The organism is Actinomyces sp. zg296 (assembly GCF_009829695.1).
Taxonomy (GTDB): domain Bacteria; phylum Actinomycetota; class Actinomycetes; order Actinomycetales; family Actinomycetaceae; genus Actinomyces; species Actinomyces marmotae.
The window spans coordinates 14,362-39,332 of the sequence record NZ_VWPG01000010.1; the positions used below are offsets into that span (position 1 = coordinate 14,362).

The 24,971-nt window shown below is 71.6% G+C and carries 21 protein-coding genes, 3 tRNA genes and 1 other RNA gene; 9 read left to right on the top strand and 16 right to left on the bottom strand.

What is annotated here, in order from left to right; all coding sequences use genetic code 11:
* Positions 1–9: 9 nt before the first annotated feature.
* Positions 10–1,341, bottom strand: coding sequence for a type I glutamate--ammonia ligase (gene glnA, locus GVV76_RS08385; RefSeq protein WP_159523227.1), 1,332 nt, complete (start codon positions 1,339–1,341; stop codon positions 10–12).
* 176 nt (positions 1,342–1,517) lie between these two features.
* Between glnA and panB the strand changes: the two genes are divergently transcribed.
* On the top strand, positions 1,518–2,366 hold the full coding sequence (panB, locus tag GVV76_RS08390; protein ID WP_159626366.1) for a 3-methyl-2-oxobutanoate hydroxymethyltransferase: 849 nt from the start codon (positions 1,518–1,520) through the stop codon (positions 2,364–2,366).
* A gap of 75 nt (positions 2,367–2,441) precedes the next feature.
* On the opposite strand, the gene GVV76_RS08395 is transcribed toward panB, so the two are convergent.
* Positions 2,442–3,167 (bottom strand): histidine phosphatase family protein, encoded by a 726-nt coding sequence (locus GVV76_RS08395; RefSeq protein WP_159626368.1) that lies wholly within the window; start codon positions 3,165–3,167, stop codon positions 2,442–2,444.
* Between the two features lie 122 nt (positions 3,168–3,289).
* Here GVV76_RS08395 and map point away from each other — a divergent pair, with 122 nt between their 5' ends.
* Entirely contained in the window at positions 3,290–4,198 is a 909-nt protein-coding gene (gene map / locus GVV76_RS08400; protein ID WP_159523231.1) for a type I methionyl aminopeptidase, read from the top strand.
* A gap of 239 nt (positions 4,199–4,437) precedes the next feature.
* A complete protein-coding gene (locus tag GVV76_RS08405; RefSeq protein ID WP_159626370.1) occupies positions 4,438–5,598 on the top strand; it encodes a hypothetical protein in 1,161 nt (386 codons plus the stop codon).
* A gap of 135 nt (positions 5,599–5,733) precedes the next feature.
* Here GVV76_RS08405 and rnpB read toward each other — a convergent pair.
* Positions 5,734–6,117: RNase P RNA component class A (gene rnpB, locus GVV76_RS08410), an RNA gene on the bottom strand.
* 56 nt (positions 6,118–6,173) lie between these two features.
* Between rnpB and GVV76_RS08415 the strand changes: the two genes are divergently transcribed.
* Positions 6,174–6,968, top strand: coding sequence for a YaaA family protein (locus GVV76_RS08415; RefSeq protein WP_159626372.1), 795 nt, complete (start codon positions 6,174–6,176; stop codon positions 6,966–6,968).
* Between the two features lie 66 nt (positions 6,969–7,034).
* Here the strand turns inward: GVV76_RS08415 and GVV76_RS08420 are convergent, their stop codons facing one another.
* Together GVV76_RS08420 and GVV76_RS08425 are read right to left on the bottom strand one after the other, a co-directional pair.
* On the bottom strand, positions 7,035–7,769 hold the full coding sequence (locus GVV76_RS08420; RefSeq protein ID WP_159626375.1) for a zinc ribbon domain-containing protein: 735 nt from the start codon (positions 7,767–7,769) through the stop codon (positions 7,035–7,037).
* Between the two features lie 43 nt (positions 7,770–7,812).
* Positions 7,813–8,709 carry a Nif3-like dinuclear metal center hexameric protein gene (locus GVV76_RS08425; protein ID WP_159626377.1) on the bottom strand — a complete coding sequence of 299 codons (897 nt, stop codon included), beginning with the start codon at positions 8,707–8,709 and terminating at the stop codon, positions 7,813–7,815.
* Between the two features lie 247 nt (positions 8,710–8,956).
* Here GVV76_RS08425 and GVV76_RS08430 point away from each other — a divergent pair, with 247 nt between their 5' ends.
* On the top strand, positions 8,957–9,574 hold the full coding sequence (locus GVV76_RS08430) for a DM13 domain-containing protein (protein ID WP_159626379.1): 618 nt from the start codon (positions 8,957–8,959) through the stop codon (positions 9,572–9,574).
* Between the two features lie 97 nt (positions 9,575–9,671).
* Here the strand turns inward: GVV76_RS08430 and GVV76_RS08435 are convergent.
* The 6 genes from GVV76_RS08435 to GVV76_RS08460 form a co-directional block, all read right to left on the bottom strand.
* Positions 9,672–9,753 (bottom strand) — tRNA-Leu (locus GVV76_RS08435).
* A 36-nt stretch (positions 9,754–9,789) separates the two neighbouring features.
* Positions 9,790–9,880: transfer RNA gene (locus GVV76_RS08440), tRNA-Ile, on the bottom strand.
* Positions 9,881–10,175: 295 nt separating this feature from the next.
* Positions 10,176–11,054: a Sir2 family NAD-dependent protein deacetylase gene (locus tag GVV76_RS08445; RefSeq protein WP_159626381.1), complete on the bottom strand. Its 879-nt coding sequence runs from the start codon at positions 11,052–11,054 to the stop codon at positions 10,176–10,178.
* 5 nt (positions 11,055–11,059) lie between these two features.
* Entirely contained in the window at positions 11,060–11,737 is a 678-nt protein-coding gene (locus GVV76_RS08450) for a YdcF family protein (RefSeq protein ID WP_159523245.1), read from the bottom strand.
* Positions 11,738–11,762: 25 nt separating this feature from the next.
* A tRNA-Val gene (locus GVV76_RS08455) sits at positions 11,763–11,835 on the bottom strand.
* A 49-nt stretch (positions 11,836–11,884) separates the two neighbouring features.
* On the bottom strand, positions 11,885–12,289 hold the full coding sequence (locus GVV76_RS08460) for a DUF3052 family protein (RefSeq protein WP_159523247.1): 405 nt from the start codon (positions 12,287–12,289) through the stop codon (positions 11,885–11,887).
* A 352-nt stretch (positions 12,290–12,641) separates the two neighbouring features.
* Between GVV76_RS08460 and aceE the strand changes: the two genes are divergently transcribed.
* A complete protein-coding gene (aceE, locus tag GVV76_RS08465) occupies positions 12,642–15,401 on the top strand; it encodes a pyruvate dehydrogenase (acetyl-transferring), homodimeric type (RefSeq protein ID WP_159523249.1) in 2,760 nt (919 codons plus the stop codon).
* A gap of 98 nt (positions 15,402–15,499) precedes the next feature.
* Here aceE and aspA read toward each other — a convergent pair whose 3' ends face one another.
* Positions 15,500–16,996 (bottom strand): aspartate ammonia-lyase, encoded by a 1,497-nt coding sequence (gene aspA / locus GVV76_RS08470; RefSeq protein WP_159523251.1) that lies wholly within the window; start codon positions 16,994–16,996, stop codon positions 15,500–15,502.
* A 122-nt stretch (positions 16,997–17,118) separates the two neighbouring features.
* Here aspA and GVV76_RS08475 point away from each other — a divergent pair, with 122 nt between their 5' ends.
* The 3 genes from GVV76_RS08475 to GVV76_RS08485 all read left to right on the top strand — a co-directional run bounded on the left by GVV76_RS08475 (position 17,119) and on the right by GVV76_RS08485 (position 19,982).
* Positions 17,119–18,345: a PucR family transcriptional regulator gene (locus GVV76_RS08475; RefSeq protein WP_159626383.1), complete on the top strand. Its 1,227-nt coding sequence runs from the start codon at positions 17,119–17,121 to the stop codon at positions 18,343–18,345.
* A 91-nt stretch (positions 18,346–18,436) separates the two neighbouring features.
* Positions 18,437–18,694 (top strand): acyl carrier protein, encoded by a 258-nt coding sequence (locus GVV76_RS08480; RefSeq protein ID WP_159523253.1) that lies wholly within the window; start codon positions 18,437–18,439, stop codon positions 18,692–18,694.
* A gap of 13 nt (positions 18,695–18,707) precedes the next feature.
* On the top strand, positions 18,708–19,982 hold the full coding sequence (locus tag GVV76_RS08485; protein ID WP_236263345.1) for a beta-ketoacyl-[acyl-carrier-protein] synthase family protein: 1,275 nt from the start codon (positions 18,708–18,710) through the stop codon (positions 19,980–19,982).
* Positions 19,983–19,993: 11 nt separating this feature from the next.
* On the opposite strand, the gene GVV76_RS08490 is transcribed toward GVV76_RS08485, so the two are convergent.
* From GVV76_RS08490 to GVV76_RS08505, 4 genes are all read right to left on the bottom strand, one after another.
* On the bottom strand, positions 19,994–20,494 hold the full coding sequence (locus GVV76_RS08490) for a DUF3145 domain-containing protein (protein WP_159523256.1): 501 nt from the start codon (positions 20,492–20,494) through the stop codon (positions 19,994–19,996).
* Positions 20,495–20,649: 155 nt separating this feature from the next.
* Complete coding sequence (locus GVV76_RS08495; RefSeq protein ID WP_159523258.1) at positions 20,650–21,141, bottom strand: peptide deformylase; 492 nt, start codon at positions 21,139–21,141, stop codon at positions 20,650–20,652.
* Positions 21,142–21,171: 30 nt separating this feature from the next.
* Complete coding sequence (locus GVV76_RS08500) at positions 21,172–22,635, bottom strand: DUF1501 domain-containing protein (protein ID WP_159626387.1); 1,464 nt, start codon at positions 22,633–22,635, stop codon at positions 21,172–21,174.
* 17 nt (positions 22,636–22,652) lie between these two features.
* Positions 22,653–24,734, bottom strand: coding sequence for a DUF1800 family protein (locus GVV76_RS08505; RefSeq protein ID WP_236263338.1), 2,082 nt, complete (start codon positions 24,732–24,734; stop codon positions 22,653–22,655).
* Positions 24,735–24,971: the final 237 nt, after the last annotated feature.

A 24,971-nucleotide genomic window follows, 5' to 3' on the forward strand; every position in this document is an offset into this window, starting at 1 on the left:
CGGCCCGCCTCAGACGCGGCGGAAGAACTGGCCGATCTCGAAGTCGGTGACCTGGGCATCGTAGGCCTGGTACTCATGCCTCTTGTTGCGCCGGAAGTACTCGAAGGTGTCCTCCCCCAGGGTGTCCGCCACGAGGTCGGAGCCGCTCATCGCGGATACCGCCCGCTTGAGGGACGTGGGCAGGGGCTCGATGCCCAGGGCATCGCGCTCGCCGTCGGTCAGGGCCCACACGTCGTCCTCGGCCTCGGCGGGGAGCTCGTACCCCTCCTCAATGCCCTTCATGCCCGCGGCGAGGATGGTGGCGAAGGCGAGGTAGGGGTTGGCGGCGGGGTCGAGAGAGCGGTACTCGACACGCACGGCCTGCGCCTTGCCGGGCTTGTGCATGGGGACGCGCACGAGGGCGGAGCGGTTGTTGTGGCCCCAGCACACGTAACTCGGGGCCTCGTCCCCGCCCCACAGCCGCTTGTAGGAGTTGACGTACTGGTTGGTGATCGCGGTGATCTCCTTGGCGTGGCGCAGTATCCCGGCGATGAAGGCGCGCCCGGTGGCGGAGAGCTGGTACTGGCCGGCGGGGTCGTAGAAGGCGTTGTGGTCGCCCTCGAAGAGGGAGAAGTGCGTGTGCATGCCGCTGCCGGGCTGGCCGACGAAGGGCTTGGGCATGAAGGTCGCGATGCAGCCCTCCTGGATGGCGACCTCCTCGATGACGGCGCGGAAGGTCATGATGTTGTCCGCCATCGAGAGAGCATCGGCGAAGCGCAGGTCGATCTCGTTCTGGCCCAGGCCCCCCTCGTGGTGGGAGAACTCCACGGAGATGCCCATCTGCTCGAGCATGAGGATGGCGCGGCGGCGGAAGTCGTGGGCGGTGCCGCCGGGGACGTGGTCGAAGTAGCCGGCGTCATCGGTGGGGGTGATGCGTCCCTGATCGTCGCGGTTGACGAGGTAGAACTCGATCTCGGGGTGGATATAGCAGGTGAATCCGGCGTCGGCGACGCGCGCGAGCTGGCGCTCAAGGACGGCGCGCGGGTCGGTGCGGGCGGGCTCGCCGTCGGGCGTGAGCACGGAGCAGAACATGCGCGCGACGCGGTCGCGGTCATCGCGCCAGGGCAGCATCTGGAAGGTGGAGGGGTCGGGGCTCAGGAGCATGTCGGACTCGTACACGCGGGTGAGGCCCTCAATGGTAGAGCCGTCGAAGCCGATGCCCTCCTCGAAGGCGGCCTCGACCTCGGCCGGCGCGATGGCCACGGACTTGAGCTGGCCGAGGACATCGGTGAACCACAATCGCACGAAGCGAACGTCCCGCTCCTCGATCGCGCGGAGCACGTACTCCTGCTGCTTGTCCATGCCTGCTCCCCATCTCTGATCAGCGCTCGGATCCCGACGGCGGTGCCGGGACGCCCCGACTCTATCGGGAGCGGGAGTCGGCCGGGTTTCGGCGCGCGGGTCGCCGGCGGACCGGTCCGGCGGGCGGCGGATGATGGTGGCGCGAGAGGCCCGGCGGTGGCGGCTAGGCTGGAATCATGGCAACCATGGACTCCCCCTACGCTCCCCCGAGCGCCCTGCCACCGGCCGGCAAGCCGGTGCGCGTCCACCACCTCGCCGCCGCGAAGGCCCAGGGCGAGCGCCTGACCATGCTCACCGCCTATGACGCCGTGACGGCGTCGATCCTCGATGCGGCGGGCACGGACATGCTCCTGGTCGGCGACTCGATCGGCAATGTCATGCTCGGTCATGGCTCAACGCTGCCGGTGACCCTCGATGAGATGGCCGTGGCCACCAGGGCCGTGGCCACGGCGACGACGCGCGCGCTCGTCGTCGCCGATCTGCCTTTCGGCACCTATGAGGCGGGGCCCGCTCAAGCCTTGGAGTCGGCCGTCCGGCTGGTCAAGGCCGGGGCCAACGCGGTCAAGCTGGAGGGCGGCGCGCCGCGCGCGGCGACGGTCCGCGCGCTCAGCGACGCGGGGATCCCGGTCGTGGGGCACCTGGGCTTCACCCCGCAGTCGGTGAACATGCTCGGCGGCTTCCGCGTTCAGGGCCGCGGCGAGGCCGCCTCCCAGGCGCTGCTGGCGGGCGCCTCCGCCCTCGCGGGCGCTGGGGCGATCGCCCTCGTCCTGGAGATGGTGCCGCAGGACCTCGCCGCGGCCGTCACCGGGGCCCTCGACATTCCCACGATCGGCATCGGCGCGGGGGCGGGCTGCGACGCGCAGGTGCTCGTGTGGACGGATATGGCGGGGATGACGGAATGGAAGCCGCGCTTCGCCCGCGCCTTCGGCGAGGTGGGCGCCGCGCTGCGCCAGGCCGCCGAGGACTTCAACTCCGCGGTGCGCGACGGGTCCTTCCCCAGCGCCAAGGAGAGTTTCGCCTCCTGATCGCGCCCGGTGCGCGCGGATTGGCCGGCGCCCGTCGTGACGCCTCCGCGTCGTGACGGGCGCCGGCCGCGTGGCTCACAGCCCCTCGGGCCGGGTGAAGTCGATGGGCACGATGTCGACGCCGTCGAAGACGCCGCTCATGTCCTCGGTCGGGAATGTCACACCCTGGTCGCCGGGGTCGAGGGCCCAGTCCAGGAGGCGGGGCGAGCCGCCGGGGGCCGTCGGGTCGACCTCGACGGTGGTGATGGCGCAGTTGGCCATGGGCGCCTTGGAGTAGACCTCCAGGCCGATCCAGCGGGCCATGATCGTCATGATGGTCATGCCGTGGGAGACCGCCAGCGCCTCGGCGTCGCTCCTGCCGGCCTCGGCGTCGGCGCGCAGGTCGGCCAGGATGCGGGCGAGGGCGCCGTCGATGTCGCGCAGGTAGTCGGTGGCGCTGATGCCCCCGGGCGCCCCCTCGAAGCGGCCGGACAGGACCCCGGGCAGCAGTACGCGCGTGGGCAGGGCGGCGATCATCTCGGGGTCGGGGCCGCCGTCGTAGATCCCGTAGTCGTACTCGCGCAGCCCGGTGAGGATGGTGCGCGGGAGCTCGCGGCCCTCGGTGAGGATGTCCGTGGTCTCGACGACCCGCCCCAGGGGGCTGAGGTAGACGCGGGTGAGGGGGTAGTCGGCCAGGAAGTCGCGCGCCAGCGCGGCGCCCTCGCGCCCCGAGGAGGTCAGGGGCGAGTCCGCTGAGCCCTGGGTGCGACGCTGCTCGTTGAGGACGGTGCGGCCGTGGCGCACGAAGTGGATCTTTGCCATGGTGGCATCGTAGGTCACACCCCCGCCTGGGCAGGGGGGCGTGAGACAGGTCGGACCGCGCGCGCCCGGCCGGGGCGGCGGGCGGGCTGTGCGCCCGCCGCTCGGCTCCTATGCTGGGGGGCATGACTGCTCCGACGCCTCCTGGATCCCCCCATCGCCTCGGCGCCGATCGGGCACCGCGCGGAACCCTCGTGCCCGGCATCGTCGGGCCCCGGCGCGACGTGCCCGAATCGATCGCCCGCCCCGAGTACATGTTCCACGATGGGCCCGAGAGGGTGACGGCCTCGGACATCAAGTCCCCCGAGACCGTTGAGCGCATTCGGGCGGCGGGCAGGATCGCGGCGCGGGCCATGCGGGCCGCCGCGGCGGCGATCGCACCGGGCGTGACCACTGATGAACTGGACCGCATCGCCCACGAGTACCTGTGCGACCACGGCGCCTACCCCTCCTGCCTGGGTTACATGGGCTTCCCGAAGTCGATCTGCACCTCGATCAACGAGGTGATCTGCCATGGCATCCCCGACTCCACGACGCTGGCCGAGGGCGACCTCATCAACCTGGACGTCACCGCCTACGTCGACGGCGTCCACGGCGACACGAACGCCACCTATGCCGTCGGCGAGGTGGATGAGGAGACACGCCTGCTCATTGAGCGCACCCGCACCTCCATGGAGCGGGGCATCAAGGCCGTCCGCCCGGGCCGCGAGGTCAACATCATCGGGCGGGTCATCGAGGCCTACGCCAAGCGCTTCGACTACGGCGTCGTGCGGGACTACACGGGTCATGGCGTCGGCGAGGCCTTCCACTCGGGGCTCATCATCCCGCACTACGACTCCGCCCCCCGCTACGACACCGTCATGGAGCCGGGCATGGTCTTCACCATCGAGCCGATGCTCACCCTGGGCGGGATCGAGTGGGACCAGTGGGAGGACGGCTGGACGGTGGTCACCCGGGACCGCTCCCGCACAGCCCAGTTCGAGCACACGCTCGTGGTCACCGAGGACGGCGCGGACATCCTCACCCTGCCCTGAGCCGCCCCGGCGCGCGCCTCCCCGCCGCGCCCAGCCCGCGGATCGGGCGGGATCACGGATGGGGAGCGGTGCCCGGGGACGGGTTCCCCGAGAACAGCGCCGATACGGCGCCCGCCGCACCGGCTGTTCGGTGTAGATTCGACTTATCGGCTGTGGCACCGACGGGACGAGCGCTCGCCGCCGGAGATGTGCCCCATGACGACTCCTTCAGCCAGCATTCCCACTCCCGGAGGTCCCCAATGGCTCTTCGTTTCAACCCACCGCCGAACTGGCCTGCCCCGCCGGAGGGCTTCGTCCCGCCCGCCGGGTGGCAGCCCGACCCCGCATGGGGTCCGGCCCCCGAGGGTTGGCAGCTCTGGGTCGAGGACTCGGGCGGTGCCGCGAGCCCCGTCTCGGCCTCCGCCCCCGGCGCCTCGGACCCCGCCTGGGCCCCGACCCAGGCGGTCCAGACCGGCCAGTCGGGCCCGGTGGCCGACCCGACCGGCCAGTCGGCCTCCGCCCCGTCCGCGGACTACGCCCCCGCCGGGATGCCCGCCCCGATGGGCTCCTCGGCTCCCGGAAGCCCCTACGCCGCGGAGATGAACTACGCTCAGGCGCCCACCCCCTTCCACGGCCAGGCCCAGCCGGTTCCCGGCGCTGGCGGTGGCTGGCAGCCGGTGGACGTGACCGGCGGCGCCAGCGCGGCCAAGCCCGTCTACAAGCAGTGGTGGTTCTTCACGATCATCGGTGTTGTGGTGGTCGCGCTCATCGGCGGCCTGGTCTGGGCCTTCGCCGGCGGTGACAGCGATGAGAAGGCCGGCAGCAGCACGCAGACCTCGGCGCCCAAGAAGGTGGACGAGCCCGGCCCGAGTCCCACCGGGGACGAGTCTGAGCCGTCAGCCCCTAAGACGGCGGCCTCCACGCCCTCCAGTCCGGCCAAGCCGGCAGGCGGGTCCGAGGGCACCTCGATGGACAACCCCAAGGACACGGCGACGGGCCCGTTGACCTTCCACGCCTCCAAGTACGACTACAACGACCCCAACGCGAGCCTCGATGTGACGTTCGGCAAGGTCAACTGGGACGCCACTGCCGACGTGAAGAGCACCGTGAGCAGCTACAGCTACAAGGAGCCCGGTCCGGGCCAGGTGTACATCCGGGTGCCGATCGACATCACGTACCACGGCAAGGGCCAGTACCCGAAGTACTCCTTCAAGGTGGACTTCGTCCACAACGGGACGACCACCTCCGCCACGCAGAGTTACAGCGACAAGGGCGAGCTGTCCAACCAGGCCATGCCCCGCGACGGCGGCAAGGCCAGCGGCTACGCCACCTTCCTCATCGATAAGAGTTCCGTCAACCAGGGCGTCTTCGCGGTCACCGCGTTCACCGCCTCCGACGAGGGCTACGTCGCGGCGAAGTGACCCAGCGCCCCGCTGCTCCGAGGATCACCTGACGGGCAGTCGAGCACAGCGAACTGGTGGGCCCCTCCCGATCCGGGAGGGGCCCACCACGCTTCTCCAAGCGTTGTCGGCGCCTGCCGGGAGAAGGACGGGAGGCGGACGAGTCGACCTGTACGCCGGGTTCTGTTGCCGCCCGCCGTCGCCGGCCCGGGCGGTGGCGACCATCCATCTTGGACCGCCGTCGCCGACGGTCTCGCGCGACCTACCCGCAGGCTCGGGCGAGCAGCCCTCGGGCGCCTGCTGCGCGGTCTTGCTCCGGGCGGGGTTTGCCGAGCCGCGCCGGTCACCCGGCGCGCTGGTGGGCTCTTACCCCACCCTTTCACCCTGACCGCCAGTGGCCTGGCGGCGGTCTTCTCTCTGTGGCACTGTCCCGCGGGTCGCCCCGGGTTGCTGTTAGCAACCGCCCTGCTCTGTGGAGCCCGGACGTTCCTCGATCCCGCATGGATCCCCATGGGGTACCGCGGCCGCCCGGTCGGCTCGTCCGCGCGCCAAGCATATCCCCCAGAAGACGGGAGCCGAGCGTCTAGCATGTGCGCGTGCTCATCCTCCTGCCTCCCAGCGAGGGCAAGACCCCTCCTGACTCCGGGCCAAGCCTTCGCCTGTCCTCCCTGCTCGCGGCCGACCGGCTCACCGCCGCGCGCCAGGCGGTGATGGAGGAACTAGCGCGGGTGAGCGCCGCCGCGGACGCCGCCAAGGTGCTCGGCCTGGGCCCGCGCTCCAGCGCGGACGCCGCTGTCAACCTCGTCCTCGACGCGGCGCCGTGCGCGCCGGCCCACGAGCTGTTCACAGGAGTGCTCTACGAGGCCGCCCGCCTCGGTGGGACGGGCGCGCCGGGCGAGGCAGAGGCGTTGTCGCGCCATGTGGTCATCCTCTCGGGCCTGTGGGGCGCCGTGCGGGCCACGGACCGGCTGCCCGACCACCGCCTGGCGATGGGCGTCACCCTTCCGGGATGCGGGAGGCTCAACGCTTTCTGGGTCCGGGAGCTCGCCGCAGTTCTCGGCCCGATCGCGGAGGAGGCAGGGCTCGTCATCGACGCCCGTTCCTCCGCCTATGCCGCGGCCTGGCAGCCTGATCGCTCCTGGGGCGGAGAACTGCTCCGCATCCGGGCGGTCCGGATCCGTGAAGGCCGGCGTCAAGTGGTCTCCCATCATGCCAAGCACACGCGGGGCCTGCTGGCCGGGGAGCTCATCGCCCTGCGCGCTGCCGGCCGCGCGCCGTCGACGGCGAACGGCGTGGCCGAGGTGGGCGCCGGCCTGGACGGCGTGGCGGACGCTGAATTGTCCGCCCCCGATCGCTCGGGGCGCCGCGACCTGACCCTCATCCTGGCCTGAGCCCCACCTGGCGGGCGGGCCGACGGCGTCCCGATGCGCCCCGGGTCCCGCGGGAGCCGGGCTGGCTCAGATGTCCATGCGCACGAGGATGACGTCGTTCTCCTCGGCGTGGATGACGGTGTCGGCCGGAGCGGCGTCGATGCGGGCGAGCTCGGCCGGGCTGAGCTCGACGGAGCCCCCCTCGAGGCGGTGCCCGTGGAGGGCGAGGACGCCGAGACCCCCGGTCGCGGCGCGCACGGCGTCGTATTCAGCGAGCAGGGCGGGCGAGATGGTGCCGGCGAGCTCATCGCGCCGGGCGCGCAGGCGCTCGGTCTCCTCATCGATCCGGGTGAACCCGGCGTCGCGCTCAGCAGTGAGCTCCCGGCCCGCGGCGCGGATGGCCTGCTCCTCATCGGCGAGCCGGTCGGATTCGGCCTGGGCCGCCTCAAGGGCCTCCATGGCGGCGATCTGGGCGTCCTCAAGGACGCTCTGGCGCCGTCCGAGCTGGTCGATCTCCCCCTGGATCGCGGCCAGGTCCCGGGCGGCGTCACTGCCCGCGGCCAGGCGCTCGCGCAGGGCGGCGGCCCGTCGGACGACCTGCCCGACCTCGTCCTCGGCGTGGGTGGCGCCCCGCTTGGCCTCGGTCAGAGCGGCGGTGGCCAGCAGGGCGGAGCGCTTGTTGTCCTTGAGGCGGGCGATGGTCGCCTCGATGCGCGCCAGGACGGGAAGGGCGCGCCGCTCGTGCGCGAGCCTCGCGAGCGTGGCGTCGATGTCCTGCAGGTCGATGAGGAGCCGCTGCTCGGCGAGGGGGGCGCTGGTCACTGGATGTCCTTCCGGGCGTCGAGGGTGGGGGGCTGCCGGGGCGTCAGCTCGCTGGAGTGGTGCCGGGGCTCAGGCGCAGGGCCCAGGGGTCGGTGCAGATCGTGGACACGTGCGTGGAGAGTCTACGTCCACCGCGCTCGGCGGCGGTGGCCAGCCGCTGGGCGAGCGGGGGCAGGCCCACCCATTCCGTGGCCCAGTGGGTGCCGCAGATGAGGTAGGGGCGCCCGCCCTCCAGATGCTCGCTGGCCGGGTGGTGGCGCAGGTCGGCGGTGAGGAAGGCGTCCGCGCCGGCCTCGCGGGCGCGCGCCAGGAGGGAGTCGCCCGCTCCCCCGGACACGGCGATGGTCTCCACGGTGGCGTCCAGGTCTCCGCCCACGAGGATGCCGGGAGGCGAGTCCGGCAGGGCGGCGGCGACGGCGGCGGCGAGGTCGCGCAGGCGGGTGGGCGCCGGCAGGGAGCCGATGCGCCCGATGCCCTGGGAGGGGTCGGAGGGGCTGGGCTCTAGCGGGACCGCCCCGAGCAGGCCGATGGAGGCGGCCAGTGCCGCGGCGACGCCTCCATGAGCGGCATCGAGGCTGGTGTGGGCATTGAGCAGGGCGATGCCGCCGCGGATGAGGCGGTGAATGACACGGCCCTTGGGGTCGGTGGCGGCCACGTGGTCGGTGCCGCGCAAGTAGAGGGGGTGGTGGGTGATGATCATGTCGGCGCCACGCTCGATGGCCTCGTCGACGACGGAGGCGACGGGGTCCACGGCGAGCAGGATCGAGGCCACGGGAGCCCCGGGGTCCCCGCAGATGAGCCCGTTGGAGTCCCAGGACTCGGCCAGGCGGGGCGGGGCGGCGGCCTCGACGAGAGCGACGACGTCGGCGACGGTCAGCGCCTCAGCGGCCGAGGAGTCCTCCCCGGCGTCAGGGCACTGGTGGAGCGGCGAATCGATCATGCGGCAAGGCTAGCGGCGCGGCGAGCGCCCGGGCGACACGGCGCGACCCTCCCCCACGTCATCAATGGGATCAAGCGGGTCATGGGGCGCGGCTGGCCCGCGCGGGGCCCGGACATCCATCATGAGCAGTGAGGAGCATCACGTGGCGATCGACGATGATTCCTGGGCGCGAACACGTTGATAAGACGAACCATCATTGATGTCCGGCACATCACGCCGGCCCCTATGACTCTGAGGAGCCATTGACATGCCCCGATTCTTTTCCCTACACAAGCGCCTCACGGTTTCACTGGCCGTGATCCTCCTGGCCGTCACCGGCGTCGGACTGGCCATCTTCAAGCCGTGGCTGCTGTTCATCGATGAGACGGTGAATGATGAGATCCCCACCTTCTCGACGGCGGCGGCGCCCCCGGCGCAGTCGAGCGCGTCGGCAGGGCCGGAGAGCACCGCTGGCGCCACCGAGGAGCCCGCGCAGCAGGGGCCCGCGCAGCAGGAGCCCGCCCAGCAGGGGCCCGTTCAGGTGGCGAGCGGCTCGTTCGTCTCCCACGAGCACTCGACGACCGGCACGGCGCGCATCCTGCGCAACCCGGACGGCTCGCACCAGCTGGTGCTGGAGAACCTGGCGACGTCGAACGGCCCGGATGTGCGGGTCTGGCTGAGCGCTGGGCCGGTGATCGAGGGCAAGGCCGGCTGGTTCACAGCCGGGGACTACAAGCACCTGGATGTGGCGCCGATCAAGGGCAATCTCGGCAACCAGGTCTACAACCTGCCCGCCGGGACGGACCTGAGCGAGTGGAAGAGCGTGGTTCTGTGGTGCGACGACTTCAACGTCTCCTTCGGCGCCGCCGAACTGTCCGCCTCGTGAGAACGCGCGGGGCGAGGCACCCACGGGCTACTCCGGCACCAAGCGGGCGTGCACAGGGCGCGCCCGCTTGGCGCGGGTGCGCATAGGCGTGTCGCGGTGCCCCCGGCGGGACTCGAACCCGCACGCCTCACGGCATCGGCTTTTAAGGCCGCTGTGTCTACCGATTCCACCACAGGGGCGGGCGACCGTCCAGGGCCCGCGGGCCCTGGACGCGGTACCCCCACCGGGATTCGAACCCGGGACCTTGTGCTTATCAGGCACGGACGAGGTATAAGCTCGCTGCTCTAACCGCTGAGCTATGGGGGCTGGCGGCGGGCGAGGCCCGCGCCTGAGCGAGGTTACCAGTCATGACGCCGCGTCCACATGTGGTTGAGCGGGCCAATCGCCCCGGGCCGCCGGGCACCGGATCGCCAAGCCGAGCCTGGCAGAGCCCTCCCGCGGCGCTCCCCCCGGCCGCGCGCGAGACCATCGTCCTACGCCGCCGCCCGAGAAGGGCTGGCTGAGCGCCTGGAGCGGTTGGGCGGGTTTCTCCGCGGCCTCGGGCTCCGCCGAGCCCACCGGCGGGCGCGCCCCGTTCGGCTCGCCGACCGGCTCGCGCCCCTCAGTCGAGCCGGTCGGCGAGGGCCGCCAGCACCTCCGAGCAGCCGCCGTGGACGATGACCTCGGCCAGCGGGTCAGCCTGGGTGCGCCCGCGGTTGATGACGACGAGTCTCGCACCGCCGGCCAGCGCGGACTGGACCACCCACATGCCGGTGGAGACCGCCAGGCTCGTCCCAGCCACGATGACCGCCTCGCAGTCGCGCGCCGCGGCGAGCGCGCCCTCCATCGCCTCCTCGGGCAGGCCCTCACCGAACATGACGATGCCCGGCTTGAGCAGGCCACCGCAGGCCTCGCAGACGGCAGTCCGGAAGTCGCAGGCCTCTGCCTCGGCACGGCGCGCCTCGGGTGTGATCTCCAGGCGCATGGGGTCGAGGTCCTCGATCAGGCCCGGGTTGAGGGCTCGTAAGCGATCGGAGACCTCCGCGCGGGTGCTCCGCGCCCCGCAGCGCAGACAGACCACTGCGTCGTAGGCGCCGTGGAGCTCCCAGAGGTTGCGCACGCCGGCGCGCGCATCGAGGCGGTCGACGTTCTGGGTGGCCACGCCCATGATCGCGCCAGCGGCCTCGAGGCGCGCCAGGGCGCGATGCCCGGCGTTGGGCTCCAGGGCCTCCAGGGAGCGCCAGGTGGTCTCGTTGCGGAACCAGAGCCAGCGGTACCAGACGGGGTCGGTGGCGAAGGAGGGAAGATCGACGGGCTCGATGGGGGTGGTGCCGACCCCCCGGTAGTCGGGCAGCCCGGAGTCGGTTGACATGCCCGCGCCGGTGACGATGAGCGTCCGCCGCCCCTCAATGATCGCCGCGATCGCCTCAGCCGCCTCCATCTCCTGCTCGGCGCCGTCGTCGCCCGCGCCGGCGGATCCCCCGGTGGTGCTCCTGCTCATGCTGCTCACGCCCTCCCCCGCTCGTCCTGCTCCATCGCCGCGCCGCTCTCGCGCCCACGTCGGCGCTGACACCGCCATTGTCCCGCCACGGCACCGCCGAGGGCTCGGATCCCGGCCACCCCCGTGGCCGAGCGCGGCGCCCAGGAGGGAAGGGCGCGTGTCAGGGCGAGGTCGGCGGCGGCCAGCGCCGCGCGCGCCGGACCGGGGCGCGCCAGGGCGGCGGCGCGCGGGGGCATGGGGGCGAGCCGGCGCGCGAGGGCCGGGAACCGGCGCCCGGCGATCAGCCTGGCCTTGGCGGCGTGGAACGGATCGGAGACGAGGATGATGGGGCCGTCCCCGCCAGCGGACTCGATCAGCGGTGGCAGGGCACCGATGTTCTCCCAGGTGGAGCGCGAGTCGGTCTCAGTCCAGGTGGCGCCCCGCCAACCGAGGCCGCGGGCGTGCTCGGCGAGCATCTCCGCCTCGGGGCGCTCGCCGGCGACGGCGCCTCCGGAGCAGATGAGCAGATCCCCCGGGCGCAGGACGGCGACGGCGGCCCTGGCGCGGCGCCTGTTGGCCCGACCCGCCCTCGGCCCGGCATCGGCGTGTCCGAGGACGACTACGACCCTCCCGCGCCCCGCTCCACGCCCATCGGGCTGGCGCGGCGCGCGCCCAAACACCGGTATCCGGTCACGCGGATCCATCGGCCCCACCCCCTCAGCGCGACAGTGGACCCGGCCGGGCTCGAACCGACGACCGACGCGGTGTAAGCGCGTTGCTCTACCAACTGAGCTACAGGTCCTTCAGGGCGCCCCTCGCGGGGCGCCCGGGCGGGGCCCGCCGCCAGCGCCTCAGCGGCGCCGGCTGGAGACCCGGGTGCCGCTCCAGGCATCGCCCATCGAGGCCGTCGACGTGGCGTGCATGCCCGCCGTCGCCGCGGCCTCCTCGATATCGGCCGCCGCCACGGCGCCCGCCGTGCGCGCCTTGGGCGTGAGCACCCAGATGATCCCATCGCCGTCGAGGTTGGCCTGCGCGTCAACGAGCAGGTCCGTCAAATCGTCGATGTCGCCGTCGTCGGCGCGCCACCACACGATGGCGGAGTCAGCCACGTCCTCGTAGTCCTCGTCCACCAACTCTGTGCCGGTGAGAGCCTCGGCGGCCCGCCTCAGGGCGGGGTCGACATCGTCGTCGTACCCGAACTCCTGGATGATGAGACCGGAGGCGAAGCCGAAAGCCCCGCCCGCTGCGCTCGCCACTATCCCTCTACCGTCCTTCCGGGCTCAGCGCCCCTGCTACGGCCCCCCTGTGGGACCTGTGCATAGCCCACCGCATGAGGGCCGCCCGCGCAAGCGCCCGTCCGTTCCTCGGCGCGCCGCGGCGCCCATGGCGGTGCCGCACCACGTGCCTGACCTCACAGGTCGCTTGGGACTTCTTTCCCCGTTGGCCGTCCTGAAGCGCCTTGGAACGCCGTAGATTAGAGTCCAACAGGACGCGGGCCGACCCCGGGCTCGCGGCGGACCGGGTCACCGGGCGCGCGGGAGCGACGCCGGGCCGACCAGCCCGCCAGCGCCCTCCAATCCATCGGAACGACGCAAGGAAGAGGATTCCGTGAGCCCCACCAGCGATGCCACCCCCCTCATCGATGGCCTCCTGACCAAGGTCAACGACAACGATCCCGAGGAGACCCAGGAGTGGCGCGAGTCCCTCGACGCCCTCATCGAGGAGAAGGGCGGCCCCCGCGCGCGCTTCATTCTGCTGTCGATGCTCGCCGAGGCCCGCAAGAAGAACGTCACGGTCCCGGGGCAGACCACCACGCCCTACGTCAACACCATCCCCGTCGAGGATGAGCCCTACTTCCCCGGCGATGAGTCAATGGAGCGCGCCTACCGCCGCTGGCTGCGCTGGAACGCCGCCGTCATGGTCACCCGCGCCCAGCGCCCGGGGGTGGGCGTCGGCGGGCACATCTCCTCCTACGCCTCGACCGCGACCCTCTACGAGGTCGGCTTCAACCACTTCTTCCGCGGCAAGGACCACCCCGGAGGCGGGGACCACGTCTTCTTCCAGGGCCACGCCTCCCCCGGCAACTACGCCCGCGCCTACATCGAGGGCCGCCTGAGCGAGGACGACCTCGACGGCTTCCGCCAGGAGGTCTCCCACCCGGCTCGCGGCAAGGGCCGCGGCCTGCCCTCCTACCCGCACCCGCGCCGCATGGAGGACTTCTGGGAGTACCCCACGGTCTCCATGGGCCTGGGCCCGGCCGAGGCGATCTACCAGGCCTGGTTCGACCGCTACCTCGCGGGAGCCGGCATCAAGGACACCAGCCAGCAGCGCACCTGGGCGTTCCTGGGCGACGGCGAGATGGACGAGCCCGAGTCGCGCGGCATGCTGCAACTCGCTGCCAGCCAGCAGCTCGACAACCTCACCTTCGTCATCAACTGCAACCTCCAGCGCCTCGACGGCCCGGTGCGCGGCAACGGGAAGATCGTTCAGGAACTCGAGGCCTCCTTCAAGGGCGCCGGGTGGAACGTCATCAAGGTCCTGTGGGGCCGCGGCTGGGACCAGCTCCTCGCCGCGGACAAGGACCACGCCCTGGAGCACCTCATGATGGAGACGCTCGACGGCGACTACCAGACCTTCAAAGCCAACGACGGCGCCTACGTCCGCGAGCACTTCTTCGGCCGCGACCCGCGCACCGCCGCCCTGGTCAAGGACTGGACGGATGAGGAGATCTGGGCCCTGCAGCGCGGTGGCAACGACTACCGCAAGATGTACGCCGCCTACAAGGCCGCCACTGAGCACAAGGGGCAGCCCACGGTCATCCTGGCGCACACGGTCAAGGGCTACCTGCTCGGCTCTCACTTCGCGGGCCGCAACGCCACCCACCAGATGAAGAAGCTGACCCTGGACGACCTCAAGGGCCTGCGCGACCGGCTGCACATCCCGATCACGGACGAGCAGCTCGAGGCCAACCCGAAGATGCCCCCTTACTACCGGCCCGCCGCGGATGACCCGGCCCTGCTCTACATGATGGACCGTCGGCGCCAGCTCGGCGGCTTCCTCCCCGAGCGCCGCGACGCCCCCAGGCAGGTCCAGCTTCCCGGTGACCGCCCCTACGACGTGCTCAAGGGCGGCTCGGGCAAGCGCGAGGTGGCCAGCACCATGGCCTTCGTCCAACTGCTCAAGGAGCTCATCAAGGAGGACGGCATCGGCCGGCGCATCGTGCCCATCGTCCCCGACGAGTCGCGCACCTTCGGCCTGGAGTCCCTCTTCCCCACGAAGAAGATCTTCAACACCCAGGGCCAGAACTACACGCCCGTGGACGCGGAGATGATGCTGTCCTACCGCGAGTCCACGGACGGCCAGATCATGCACACCGGCATCAACGAGGCGGGCTCCGCCGCGCTGTTCCAGGTGGTGGGCACCAGCTACGCCACCCATGGCGAGCCGATGATCCCCGTGTACATCTTCTACTCGATGTTCGGCTTCCAGCGCACCGCGGACCAGTTCTGGGCCGCCGGTGACCAGCTCACGCGCGGCTTCATCATGGGCGCCACGGCTGGACGCACCACGCTGGCCGGCGAGGGCACCCAGCACATGGACGGGCACTCGCCGCTCATCTCGGCCACGAACGAGGCCGTCGTCACCTACGACCCCGGCTACGCCTACGAGATCCGGCACATCGTTCGCGACGCCCTCGAGCGCTGGTACGGGCCCGAGACCGGGCGCAACCGCGACGTCATGTACTACCTCACCGTGTACAACGAGCCGATCAGCCAGCCCGCGGAGCCCGAGGACGTGGACGTCGAGGGCATCATCAAGGGCATCCACCGCCTGTCCGGCCCCGCCGACGGCGATGGCCCCGAGGTCCAGCTCCTCGCCTCCGGCGTGGGACTTCCCTGGATCGAGGAGGCCCGCCGAGTGCTCGCCGAGGATTGGGGCGTGCGCGCCTCCACCTGGTCCGTGACGTCCTGGAACGAGTTGCGCCGCGACGCCCTGGCCGCCGAGAGGGAGAACTTCCTCAACCCCACCGGCGACCAGCGGGTTCCCTTCGTGACCTCCCGCCTCCAGGCGGCGCAGGGCCCCTTCATCGCCACGAGCGACTACGACCACCTCGTCGCCGACCAGATCCGCAAGTGGGTCCCGGGCAACTACCACACCCTGGGGGCCGACGGCTTCGGCTTCTCCGAGACCCGGCCGGCCGCGCGCCGCTTCTTCCTCATCGACTCGGCCTCCGTGGTCGTCAAGGCGCTGCAGGCGCTGGCGGATGAGGGCAAACTCGGGCGCGACGTCGTCGCCCAGGCCATCGCCCGCTACGACCTGACCAACGTCAACGCCGGCACCTCCGGCTCCGACGGCGGGGACGCCTGAGCGCGGCGCCCGCTAGGCGCGAGGGGCCCGGCTGGTGATCGTCACCAGCCGGGCCCCTCGCGCTTGCCGCGGACTTCGGGCCCCGGCCCGTGCGGGGCTCAGGCCTCGCGCGGGGCCCTGGCGCCCTCCTGCGCCGCTGAGGCGTCCACGGCGGCGACAGAGGGATCCGCGCCCAAGTAGTGCTGGGCGTCCCGGTACTTGGGCCGCAGCAGGTTCTCCGCGCTGAGGAGCTCGTCGAGAACCGGCTCCTCCAGCAGGCCCATCTCCAGGACGACCTCGCGCACCGAGCGCCCCGACCGCGCGCACTCGCGGCCCACGAGGTCCCCGTTGTGGTGACCGATCACCTCGTTGAGGTAGGTGACGATGCCGATGGAGTCGAGCACGTTGCGCCGGCAGACCTCCTCATTGGCCTCAATGCCCACGACGCACAGGTCTCGCAGGACGCGCATGGCCCGGCGCAGCAGGTGGATCGACTCGAAGGCCGCCTGCCCGATGACGGGCTCCATGACGTTGAGCTGGAGCTGGCCGGCCTCAGCGGCCATGGTCACCGTCAGATCGTTGCCGATCACCTTGAAGCAGATCTGGTTGACCACCTCCGGGATGACGGGGTTGACCTTCGCGGGCATGATGGAGGAGCCGGCCTGGCGCTCTGGCAGGCGAATCTCCGCCAGGCCGGCGCGCGGCCCCGAGGAGAGCAGCCGCAGGTCGTTGCAGATCTTGGAGAGCTTGACCGCCAGGCGCTTGATCGTGGCGTGCATGGACACGTAGGCGCCGGTGTCGCTCGTGGCCTCCAGGAGGTTCTGGGCCCCGGAGACCGGCAAGCCCGTGACCTCCTTGAGGTGTCGCACGGCGGTCTGCGGGTAGCCGGGGGGCGTGTTGAGTCCGGTGCCGATGGCGGTGGCCCCTAGGTTGACCTCCAGGAGGAGGGCGCTGTTGTGCATGAGGCGCGTGATCTCCTCATCGAGCAGGACGGCGAAGGCCTTGAACTCCTGGCCCAGGCTCATGGGGACCGCGTCCTGGAGCTGGGTGCGCCCCATCTTGAGGACGTCGTGGAACTGGCGGGATTTATCGAGGAAGGCGTCGATGAGGTCGCACAGGTCCGCCTCCATCCCGGCCACCGCCTGGTGCAGGCCGAGGCGGAAGCCGGTGGGGTAGGCGTCGTTCGTCGACTGGGACTTGTTGACGTGGTCGTTGGGGTTGACGACGTCGTAGCGGCCCTTGGCGTAGCCCAGGCGCTCCAGGGCGAGGTTCGCCACGACCTCGTTGGTGTTCATGTTCAGGCTGGTGCCCGCGCCGCCCTGGAAGACATCGACCGGGAACTGGTCCATGCACCGGCCGCCCACGAGGATCTCATCGCACGCCCACACGATGGCCTCCGCGAGATCGGGGGCCAGGGTTCCCAGCTCGGCGTTGGCCAGGGCGGAGGCCTTCTTGACCTGGACCATGCCCCGGACGAACTCGGGGACTTCGCCGATGGTGGTCCCGGAGATCTGGAAGTTCTCCATGGCCCGCAGCGTGTGGATGCCCCAGTAGGCGTCGAGGGGCACCTCGCGCGATCCCAGGAGATCCACCTCGGTACGAGTCGCCGGTCGCATGTCCATGTCCTCCATCAGGATCTCGGGGCCGACGGCGTGGGACCCGTTCTCCCCGGCTCATCGCGCCCCAATCGGGTGCACTACATTATCGTCGGCGGCCTCGCACTGGGTAGCATCTGATCATGGACGAGTTGAGCGAGGCGTCTGTCGCGGCCCTCCGGCGGGCGCAGAACACGATCATCGAGCACTCCCTCGACCGCATCAGCGCCGCCCATCCCTGGTACCGCACGCTTCCCGAGGCCTCGCGCAAGCAGATCGAAAAGGTCTCCCACCTGGGCGTGTCGATGTTCGTCGACTCCGTCGAGGAGCCCGAGAGCGCGGCGAAGCCCTCCCAGATCTTCTCCGTCGCCCCCGCGACGCTGACCGGCACGATCACCCTGGGTCAGACCCTCGACCTCGTGCGCACCGTTCTCGACGTCGTCGTCGAGGAGGCGCCTCAGGCGGTTCCCCCCGAGGACCATGACACCGTCCGCATCCTCGTGCTCACCTTCGGCCGCGACGTCGGTTTCGCCGCGGCCGAGGTCTACGCCCGCGCCGCCGAGGCCCGCGGCGCATGGGACGCCCGCCTCGAATCGGTCGCCGTGGACTCCATGCTCCACGGCACCCCCGCGGAGGCGGCCACCCGCGCCGGCTCGGCCGGCTGGACCCATCGCGGCCCCGTGGTCGCCATCGCGTCGAGAACGGCGCTGGGCGCGATTGCCACCTCCCGCCTGCGTGACGCCTGCCGTGCTCAGGCCGGGGACTGCCTCGTCTCGGTGCGCGGAGACTCGGTCATCATCATCCTGGGCGCCTCCCCCGAGGCCCCCAGTGGGCCTGCCGGCCCGCACGGCCAGCACAGCCCGCACGGCCGCCCCCTCCGCGAGGGCCGCGCCGAGCGCGGCCTCGATGAGGTCGCCCTGGAGATCGCCGCGTCCCTCGATGGCCCGACCGTGGTGGGCCCCGTGGTGCCCGAGGTCGATCACGCGGGGCTCTCCCTGCGCTCGGCCCTGGCCGGGCTGCGGGCGCTGCCGGGCTGGGCCGAGGCCCCCAACCCCGTGCGCGCCGATGACCTCCTGCCCGAGCGCCTGCTGTCCGGCGACGAGCTCGCCCATGAGCAGATCCTCGCCCTCGTCCACGAGCCGCTCCACGCCATGGGCGACCCCTTCGAGGAGACCGTCGCCACCTACCTGGCGCTCGGCGGGAGCCTGGAGGCGACGGCTCGCGCCCTGTTCGTCCACGCCAACACGGTCCGTTACCGGCTGGGGAGGGTGAGCGAGCAGGTCGGCTGGGACGCCACGAATCCTCGCGACGGGCTCATGCTCCACATGGCGGTCCTCGTCGGCCGGCTCGCGGCGGCCTCACGCCTCTGACCCCGCCCCGGGCCCCGGTCGCCCCCCTCGTCCCACAACTGCCACCCACCCGGCGGCGCATGCCGCCCCGACCCACACCAAGGAGACCACCATGGCCGACAACACCGAGCAGGCCACCGACGTCCAGGGCGTCATCATCGAGCTCACCGCCGAGGAGGCTGGCGTGGCGCCGGCGCTGATCACCAGCGACTCGCGCTTCGCCGAGGACCTCGACATCGACTCCCTGGGGCTGCTCACCATCGCCACGCAGGTCGAGGAGCGCCTCGGGGTGGCCCTCGAGGACTCGCTCATCCCCGCGCTGCCGACCGTGGGCGCCCTTGTCGAGCACGTCATGGCGCGCAAGGCCTGACCCCGTGCCCGCGGTGGAGCCCGGTCACCCAGCCGCCCAAGGGCTGGGACAGGACCCGGAGCGGCAGGTCGTCATCACCGGTCTGGGTGCCACCACGCCGCTGGGCGGGGACGTGGCGAGTACCTGGCGCGCGCTGCGCTCGGGCGCCTGCGCCGTGCGGGCGATCACCGAGGACTGGGCGGAGGACATGGGGCTGCCGGTGCGCATCGCCGCGCCCCTGGCCGTCGAGCCCTCCGGGGTCCTGGGGCCCCGGGAGCTGCGCAGGCTCGACCGCGCCAGCCAACTGGCGCTCATCGCCGCCCGCGAGGCCTGGGCCCAGGCGGGCTCCCCCGAGATCGACCAGGAGCGGCTAGCGGTGTCTATCTCGCCCGGGATGGGCCCGGTGCTCTCCGTCATGGGGGCCTGGGACGCGCTGCGGGAGCGGGGCGCTCGCAGGGTGGCGCCCACGGCGGTGCCCGCGCTGATGCCCAACGCCCCGGCTGTCGCCGTCGGCATCGAGCTCGGGACGAGGGCGGGCATCCACTCCCCCGTGGCCGCCTGCGCCTCCGGCGCCGAGGCCATCGCCCACGGCGCCGACCTGATCGCCCTGGGCCGCGCCGACATGGTGCTGGCCGGGGGCACGGACGCCGCGCTGCACCCGATGACCGTCGCCGCGTTCGCCGCCATGCGGGCCCTGTCCACTCGCAACGACGACCCCGCCGGGGCTTCGCGCCCCCTGGCGGCGGACCGCGATGGATTCGTCCTGGGCGAGGGTGCCGGCGTCGTCGTCCTGGAGGCCGCCGCGCACGCGCGCGCGCGGGGCGCGCGGCCGCTCGCCCATCTCGCCGGCAGCGCTATCACCGCCGATGCCATGGATATCGCGCGGCCCGACCCCACCGGCGCTCAGCAGGAGCGCGCCCTGCGCCAGGCTCTGGCCCAAGCCGGCCTCGCCCCGGCCGAGCTCGGCCACATCAACGCCCATGCCACATCCACGCCCGCGGGTGATCTCGTCGAGGCGCGGATGATCGCCCGAGTCGCCCACGGAGCGGCGCTCAGCGCCACGAAATCAGCCACCGGGCACCTGCTCGGTGGCGCCGGTGGCCTGGAGGCGGTGCTGGCCGCCATGGCGATCGTCGACGGGTTCCTGCCACCCACGCTCCTACCCGGCCGGATCGACCCTGAGATCGCGGACCTGGGGCTCGACGTCGTCGGCCCGGATGGTCGCGAGGCGCCGGGGCTGGGCAGCGCGGCGTCGACCTCCTTCGGGTTTGGCGGGCACAACGCCGCCCTCGTGCTGCGCCGGCTCTGACCGCGAGCCCCTCAGCCCACCCGGTGAAGCCAGCGCACGGGGGCGCCGGAGCCGGCGTAGCGGAAGGGCTCGAGCTCGTCATCCCAGGCCTGGCCCAGGGCGAGGTCGAGGTGCCGCCTCATGGCCTCGGGCTGGGAGGCGTACTGGAGGGCGGCGCGGATGCGGTCCTCTGGGACGACAACATTGCCGTGGACATCGGTCTGGGCGTGGAAGATCCCGAGGTCCGGGGTGTGCGACCAGCGCCCGCCGTCGGAGCCGGGACTGGCCTCCTCCGTCACCTCGTAGCGCAGGTTGGCCCACCCCCGCAGGGCGGAGGCGAGGACCGCGCCCATGCCGACCCGCCCCACCCAACTGGTCTCAGCGCGCATCATGCCAGGAGCGGCAGGCTGCTCGGTCCAATCGAGGCGGAGCTCGGTGCCCAGGGCGTTCTGAGCCGCCCAGACGATATGTGGGCACAGCGCCCGGGGGGCGGAGTGCACGAAAAGTACACCGCGGGTGTAACCACCGTTCACGATCAACAGCCTCCTGGATTGGTCGAGGGTCGTCTTCCCCAACGATCTCGCCAAGTGCTTCCGGGGCGGTCATCATGATGCGCGCGGCGCGCCCTTGAATCATGCCAGGATGCGAGCCCTCACTCAAGGCGCCTCGCCCGCGAGGGGCATCGGGCTCACAGCCCCTGCTCGCGCAGCTCCTTCATGGCGCGCGCCCGATTCTTGCGGTCCAGGCGGTCCAGGTAGAGGTGGCCCTCGAGGTGGTCGCACTCGTGCTGCAGGCAGCGGCCCATGAGCTCCTCCCCCTCGACGACGATCTCCTTGCCATCGAGGTCGATGCCCGTGGCTCGCGCGTACCACGCGCGCTTGGTGGGGAACCACAGGCCCGGCACCGACAGGCAGCCCTCGTCACCGTCCTGGTACTCGTCCCAGACGAGCTCATCGAGGCGGGGGTTGAGGATGTAGCCGATCTCGCCGTCGATGTTCCATGAGAACGCCCGCAGCCCGACGCCGATCTGATTGGCGGCCAGGCCCGCGCGGCCATCCTCATCGACCGTCTCGAGGAGGTCCTCCACGAGAGACTTCACGGAGTCGTCGATGTCAGTGATCCAGGCGCACTCCGTGCGCAGGACCGGGTCGCCGATGATGCGGATGTCGCGATACGCCATGGGCCCATCCTCTCACGGCCGACGAGCCCCTCAGACGATGCCCAGCGGGGTCCCAGGGGTGAAGCCGGGGAAGACCTCTTTGACGGAGGCCTTGTTGCCGAGCTTGTTCGACACGATCTCGGACAGCGCCTGGCGGTAGTCCAGGGTGATCGGGACGTCCCCCAGGGAGAGATTGGACTCCACCAGGCTGGGGACCGTGCCCAGGACGCGGCCGCCCTTAACTCCCCCGCCCATGACGAACATCGTGTTTCCCTGCCCGTGGTCGAGCCCGCCTGAGCCGTTCTCCGCGACGCGCCTGCCGAACTCGCTCATGGTGACGATCGTCGTCGTCGCCCACTTGCCCCCCAGGTCCTTGCGGAAGGCCGCCAGACCGTCGGCGAAGTCACGGGCGCGTCTGGAGAACCAGGCCTGCTCGTCGGCGGCCTGGCCCAGGCCGGAGTGCATGTCCCAGTCCCCGATGTCGATGCAGGCGACCTCCATGCCCACCCCGGCCTTGGCCATGCGGGCGATCTCCGCCAGCCCCCTGCCCCAGTCGGAGTCCGGGTAGCCGGCGCTCGGGGCCTGGGGGTAGGAGGAGCGGACCCGCTGGAGGGTGCTGGCGGCGTCGAAGGCCGACTGCGCGCAGCGCTGGAACTCTCCCCCGGCGCTCCCGTACATCTCGTCCAGGGCCCGCCGGACACGGGACTTCATATCGTCCCCGCCCCAGACCCGCAGGTCGAACTCGTCGATGGAGGACACCGCCAGGGTATCGAGGCTGTTGGTGGTCAGGGAGAAGACCGTGGAGGCCCCGATGGTCACGCCCCGGAAGGTCCCCGTGTCCGCGGACTTGGTCTGGAGGTGGCGTCCGAGCCAGCCCGAGCGGACCGACGCCGGGGCGGCCCGCTCCACCGTGACCTGGTCGGTGAAGTGCGAGCGGGAGACATCCGGCGAGCCCGAGCCCTGGATGATGGCCATCTCCCCGGCGTCCCAGATCGGCTTGAGGGCCTTCATGTGGTTGTTGAGGCCCCAAGTGGAGTCGAGGGGCGTCGTCTGCTCGGCGCGCACGGCGATCATGGGCCGGGCCGCGTAGTAGGCGGGGTCGTTGAGGGGGACGACGGCGGACAGCCCGTCGAAGCCGCCGCGCATGAACACGCAGACGAGCAACTCGTTCCCGCCGTCCGCTGCGGGGGCCGCGAAGGAGTATCGGGGCATGGACGTGCTCGTCAGCAGCGCGCCGAAGCCGGCGGCCGCGCCGGCCAGGACATGGCGGCGCTTGACATTCGTGGGGCCGCCGTCGACGTGGTCGACCTCGGTGAGCTCGGGCAGATCGTGCTTCTCGGTGACGTAGCCGTCGGCCTGGCAGCCGGTCATGCGCGTGGTCCGCCCGCCGACGTCGACCAGGAGGGCGTCCTGGGCCTCGTCGTGATGGTGCATGGGGGTGACGATGTCCTCCCTCATGAGGGCGGCGCCCTGGGTGAAGCGGGTCTTGCGGTTCCTGGGCTCCGAGCGCTCCATGGTTGTCTCGTCTCCTCTCAGCGCAGCAAGGCGTAAGGACTGCAGAAGCACAGGCGGACCGCGTGCTCGGCGAAGGCAGGCAGGTGCTTGTCAGTGACGGTCCAGGTGGCCGCGGTGCCGGTGCCGGGCAGGCCGGCGAGCACCTCGGCGACCCCGGAGAGCTCGGCGTCTGCCCAGGCGTAGCCCGTGAGGTGCCAGGTGATGCGCCGCGCCGTCTCCAGCGCAGGCTGGCCGGCGGCGATGGACAGCGCCGTGGGCCAGTCGGTCCTGCCCGACTCCCTCTTATCGCCGTCGACGGCGTTCTGGGCGCCGTTCCACAGGGCCATCGTGATCCCCGCGGACATCCAGTACTCGGCGGTGTCCGGGTAGCCGTCAACGCTCCCGTACATCCGGGGCTCGTGGCCGGCCTCCTTAATGAGCCAGCCATAGGTGCCCAGGTTGAAGTAATCGCCGACGTTGACGTCCCCGTGGGCGACGGCGACCCGGGCGTGGGCGGCACGGGCGATCGTCATGTAGAACTCCGTGGGGCGGCGCCATTTCCTGCCCACCGAGGCGGCGAAGTCGGGATGGGTGAGCGCGGCCTTGACGGCGGAGGCGATGGATGTGTCGTTGTCCAAGTAGGCCTTCGCGATCGCCTCCACAGCGGCGTCGGAGGGCTCGTCGGCGATGTAGCGGCGGGCGATCCTCTTGGCGAGCCTGAGAGCGGTGGGCCGCAGGTGGCACAGGTGCTCGACATAGCGCTTGAGCATGCGCTGACCGGCGGAGGCATCCGTGTTGGCGTCGGAGAAGCCCAGCACGTCGACGCTCCCGACGGCGTGCTGCTCAGGCCGGTAGACGTAACTCATGGTGGTCCAGTCGTTGCCGTTGCCGGTCAGGATGCGGGTGGAGGCCTTGACGTCCTCCTCCGAGTAGGAGTCGCGCCCCACGGTGTAGAGCTCTAGGAGCTCGCGCCCCAGGTTCTCGTTGGGGTTGTCCTTGGTGGAAGCGGTGTTGTCCAGTTCGCGCAGCAGAGCGGCGTTGGTCACCGCGGCGTAGAGGAGGTCGGCGTAGCGGCCCAGCGCGTGCTTGCGCAGCAGGACGTCGAACTCCGTGATGAAGGGCTCCCCCTTGCCGTGGATGGGGACGTAGACGTGGTCGGCCATGAGCTCGACGACGGACTCGGCCAGGACCCTGTTGCCGAAGCGCATCCGGGTCAGGGCGGCGTTGATGACCGACGGCGAGGCCTTGGCGGAGTGGTCGCCGGTGATCCGCTTGATCTCAAGGGCGGAGAGCCGGGACCACCCGTAGTGGCGTGAGACCAGGCTCTCGGCGTAGGTGTCATCGATGCCCTCGGGGGCCAGCTGCCTGTCGATCCAGGCGGTGGCGCCCATCGTCTCGATATCGGAGGCGATCTCCGCGGTGGCGGCGATGGAGGCGCGCCTGGCGAGGTGCCATGCCGAGGAGGTGCGCAGCCGGAGTCCGGGGGCGAGCCCGGAGGAGGCCTCAAGGTCTGCTGTTCCCGGGGCCTTGCGGTAGACGTCGAGGACGTCGGTCTTGGCGGTCTCCGGGGCGCTCCCGCTGCCGGAGGAGAACGGGGCCTCACCGCTGTTGGCGCCACCCGCGCCACCGGTGCCGGCCTGGGCCGCGCCACCGGCCTGCGCCGCGCCACCGGTGCCGGCCTGGGCCGGCGATGCGGCCTGGGCGCCGTCGTCAGACACCCCAGAGCCGTCGCGCGCGCCACCCGCGCCCCGCGCCCCGCTGGCGCCGTCGGCGTCATTCATCCCGCTGCCCGCGGCGGAGGGATCCGGGCTGGTGTCGCCGGTGTCCCCCTCGTCGCCCCCGGCCACGGTTCGCTTCAGGGCGTCCGGCAGGGCCAGGGGCCCGCCCTCGCCCGGGGCCGGACCGCCCGGGGCCGCCGCGGAAGCACTGCTCCCTGGGCCGCTCTCCCACAGCAGGGCGCTGAGCTCGCCGACCGCGCCAACCGCCGCCGTGCTCAGCGCGGCGAGCGCGACGCGACGTGATCCGACAGTGCTGGCGGTACCGCCTCCCGCGTGACGGGGGCCGGCCGGAGCGGGGCCATCGCTCATGGGGCGCTCGCTCAGGCTTTCGGCTCGTGGCACGGGTTGCCTCCTGTGTCGTGATGATGCTGACGCGCTGCGGAGAGCCTCTTCCCCCCTTGCAGGAGAGCCTCTTCCCTCCCCCTTGCAATCGAGCACCACTGGGTCGTGCGCCCCATGCTAGAGCACCCCCACTAGGGCTTTGATCAGGGCTTTTTCAGGTTCTATTGACCAAATCACCAGATAGGCGGCGGTTTCTGGCACCCACTAGTGCTCTCACCTGCACTCCCATGCCCCGGC

Excerpts from the sequence above, each read along its gene's own strand:
- glnA (WP_159523227.1), bottom strand. The coding sequence starts at position 1,341 with ATGGACAAGCAGCAGGAGTACGTGCTCCGCGCGATCGAGGAGCGGGAC.
- panB (WP_159626366.1), top strand. The coding sequence starts at position 1,518 with ATGGCAACCATGGACTCCCCCTACGCTCCCCCGAGCGCCCTGCCACCG.
- GVV76_RS08395 (WP_159626368.1), bottom strand. The coding sequence starts at position 3,167 with ATGGCAAAGATCCACTTCGTGCGCCACGGCCGCACCGTCCTCAACGAG.
- map (WP_159523231.1), top strand. The coding sequence starts at position 3,290 with ATGACTGCTCCGACGCCTCCTGGATCCCCCCATCGCCTCGGCGCCGAT.
- GVV76_RS08405 (WP_159626370.1), top strand. The coding sequence starts at position 4,438 with ATGGCTCTTCGTTTCAACCCACCGCCGAACTGGCCTGCCCCGCCGGAG.
- GVV76_RS08425 (WP_159626377.1), bottom strand. The coding sequence starts at position 8,709 with ATGATCGATTCGCCGCTCCACCAGTGCCCTGACGCCGGGGAGGACTCC.
- GVV76_RS08430 (WP_159626379.1), top strand. The coding sequence starts at position 8,957 with ATGCCCCGATTCTTTTCCCTACACAAGCGCCTCACGGTTTCACTGGCC.
- GVV76_RS08445 (WP_159626381.1), bottom strand. The coding sequence starts at position 11,054 with ATGAGCAGGAGCACCACCGGGGGATCCGCCGGCGCGGGCGACGACGGC.
- GVV76_RS08450 (WP_159523245.1), bottom strand. The coding sequence starts at position 11,737 with ATGGATCCGCGTGACCGGATACCGGTGTTTGGGCGCGCGCCGCGCCAG.
- aspA (WP_159523251.1), bottom strand. The coding sequence starts at position 16,996 with ATGCGACCGGCGACTCGTACCGAGGTGGATCTCCTGGGATCGCGCGAG.
- GVV76_RS08475 (WP_159626383.1), top strand. The coding sequence starts at position 17,119 with ATGGACGAGTTGAGCGAGGCGTCTGTCGCGGCCCTCCGGCGGGCGCAG.
- GVV76_RS08480 (WP_159523253.1), top strand. The coding sequence starts at position 18,437 with ATGGCCGACAACACCGAGCAGGCCACCGACGTCCAGGGCGTCATCATC.
- GVV76_RS08495 (WP_159523258.1), bottom strand. The coding sequence starts at position 21,141 with ATGGCGTATCGCGACATCCGCATCATCGGCGACCCGGTCCTGCGCACG.
- GVV76_RS08500 (WP_159626387.1), bottom strand. The coding sequence starts at position 22,635 with ATGGAGCGCTCGGAGCCCAGGAACCGCAAGACCCGCTTCACCCAGGGC.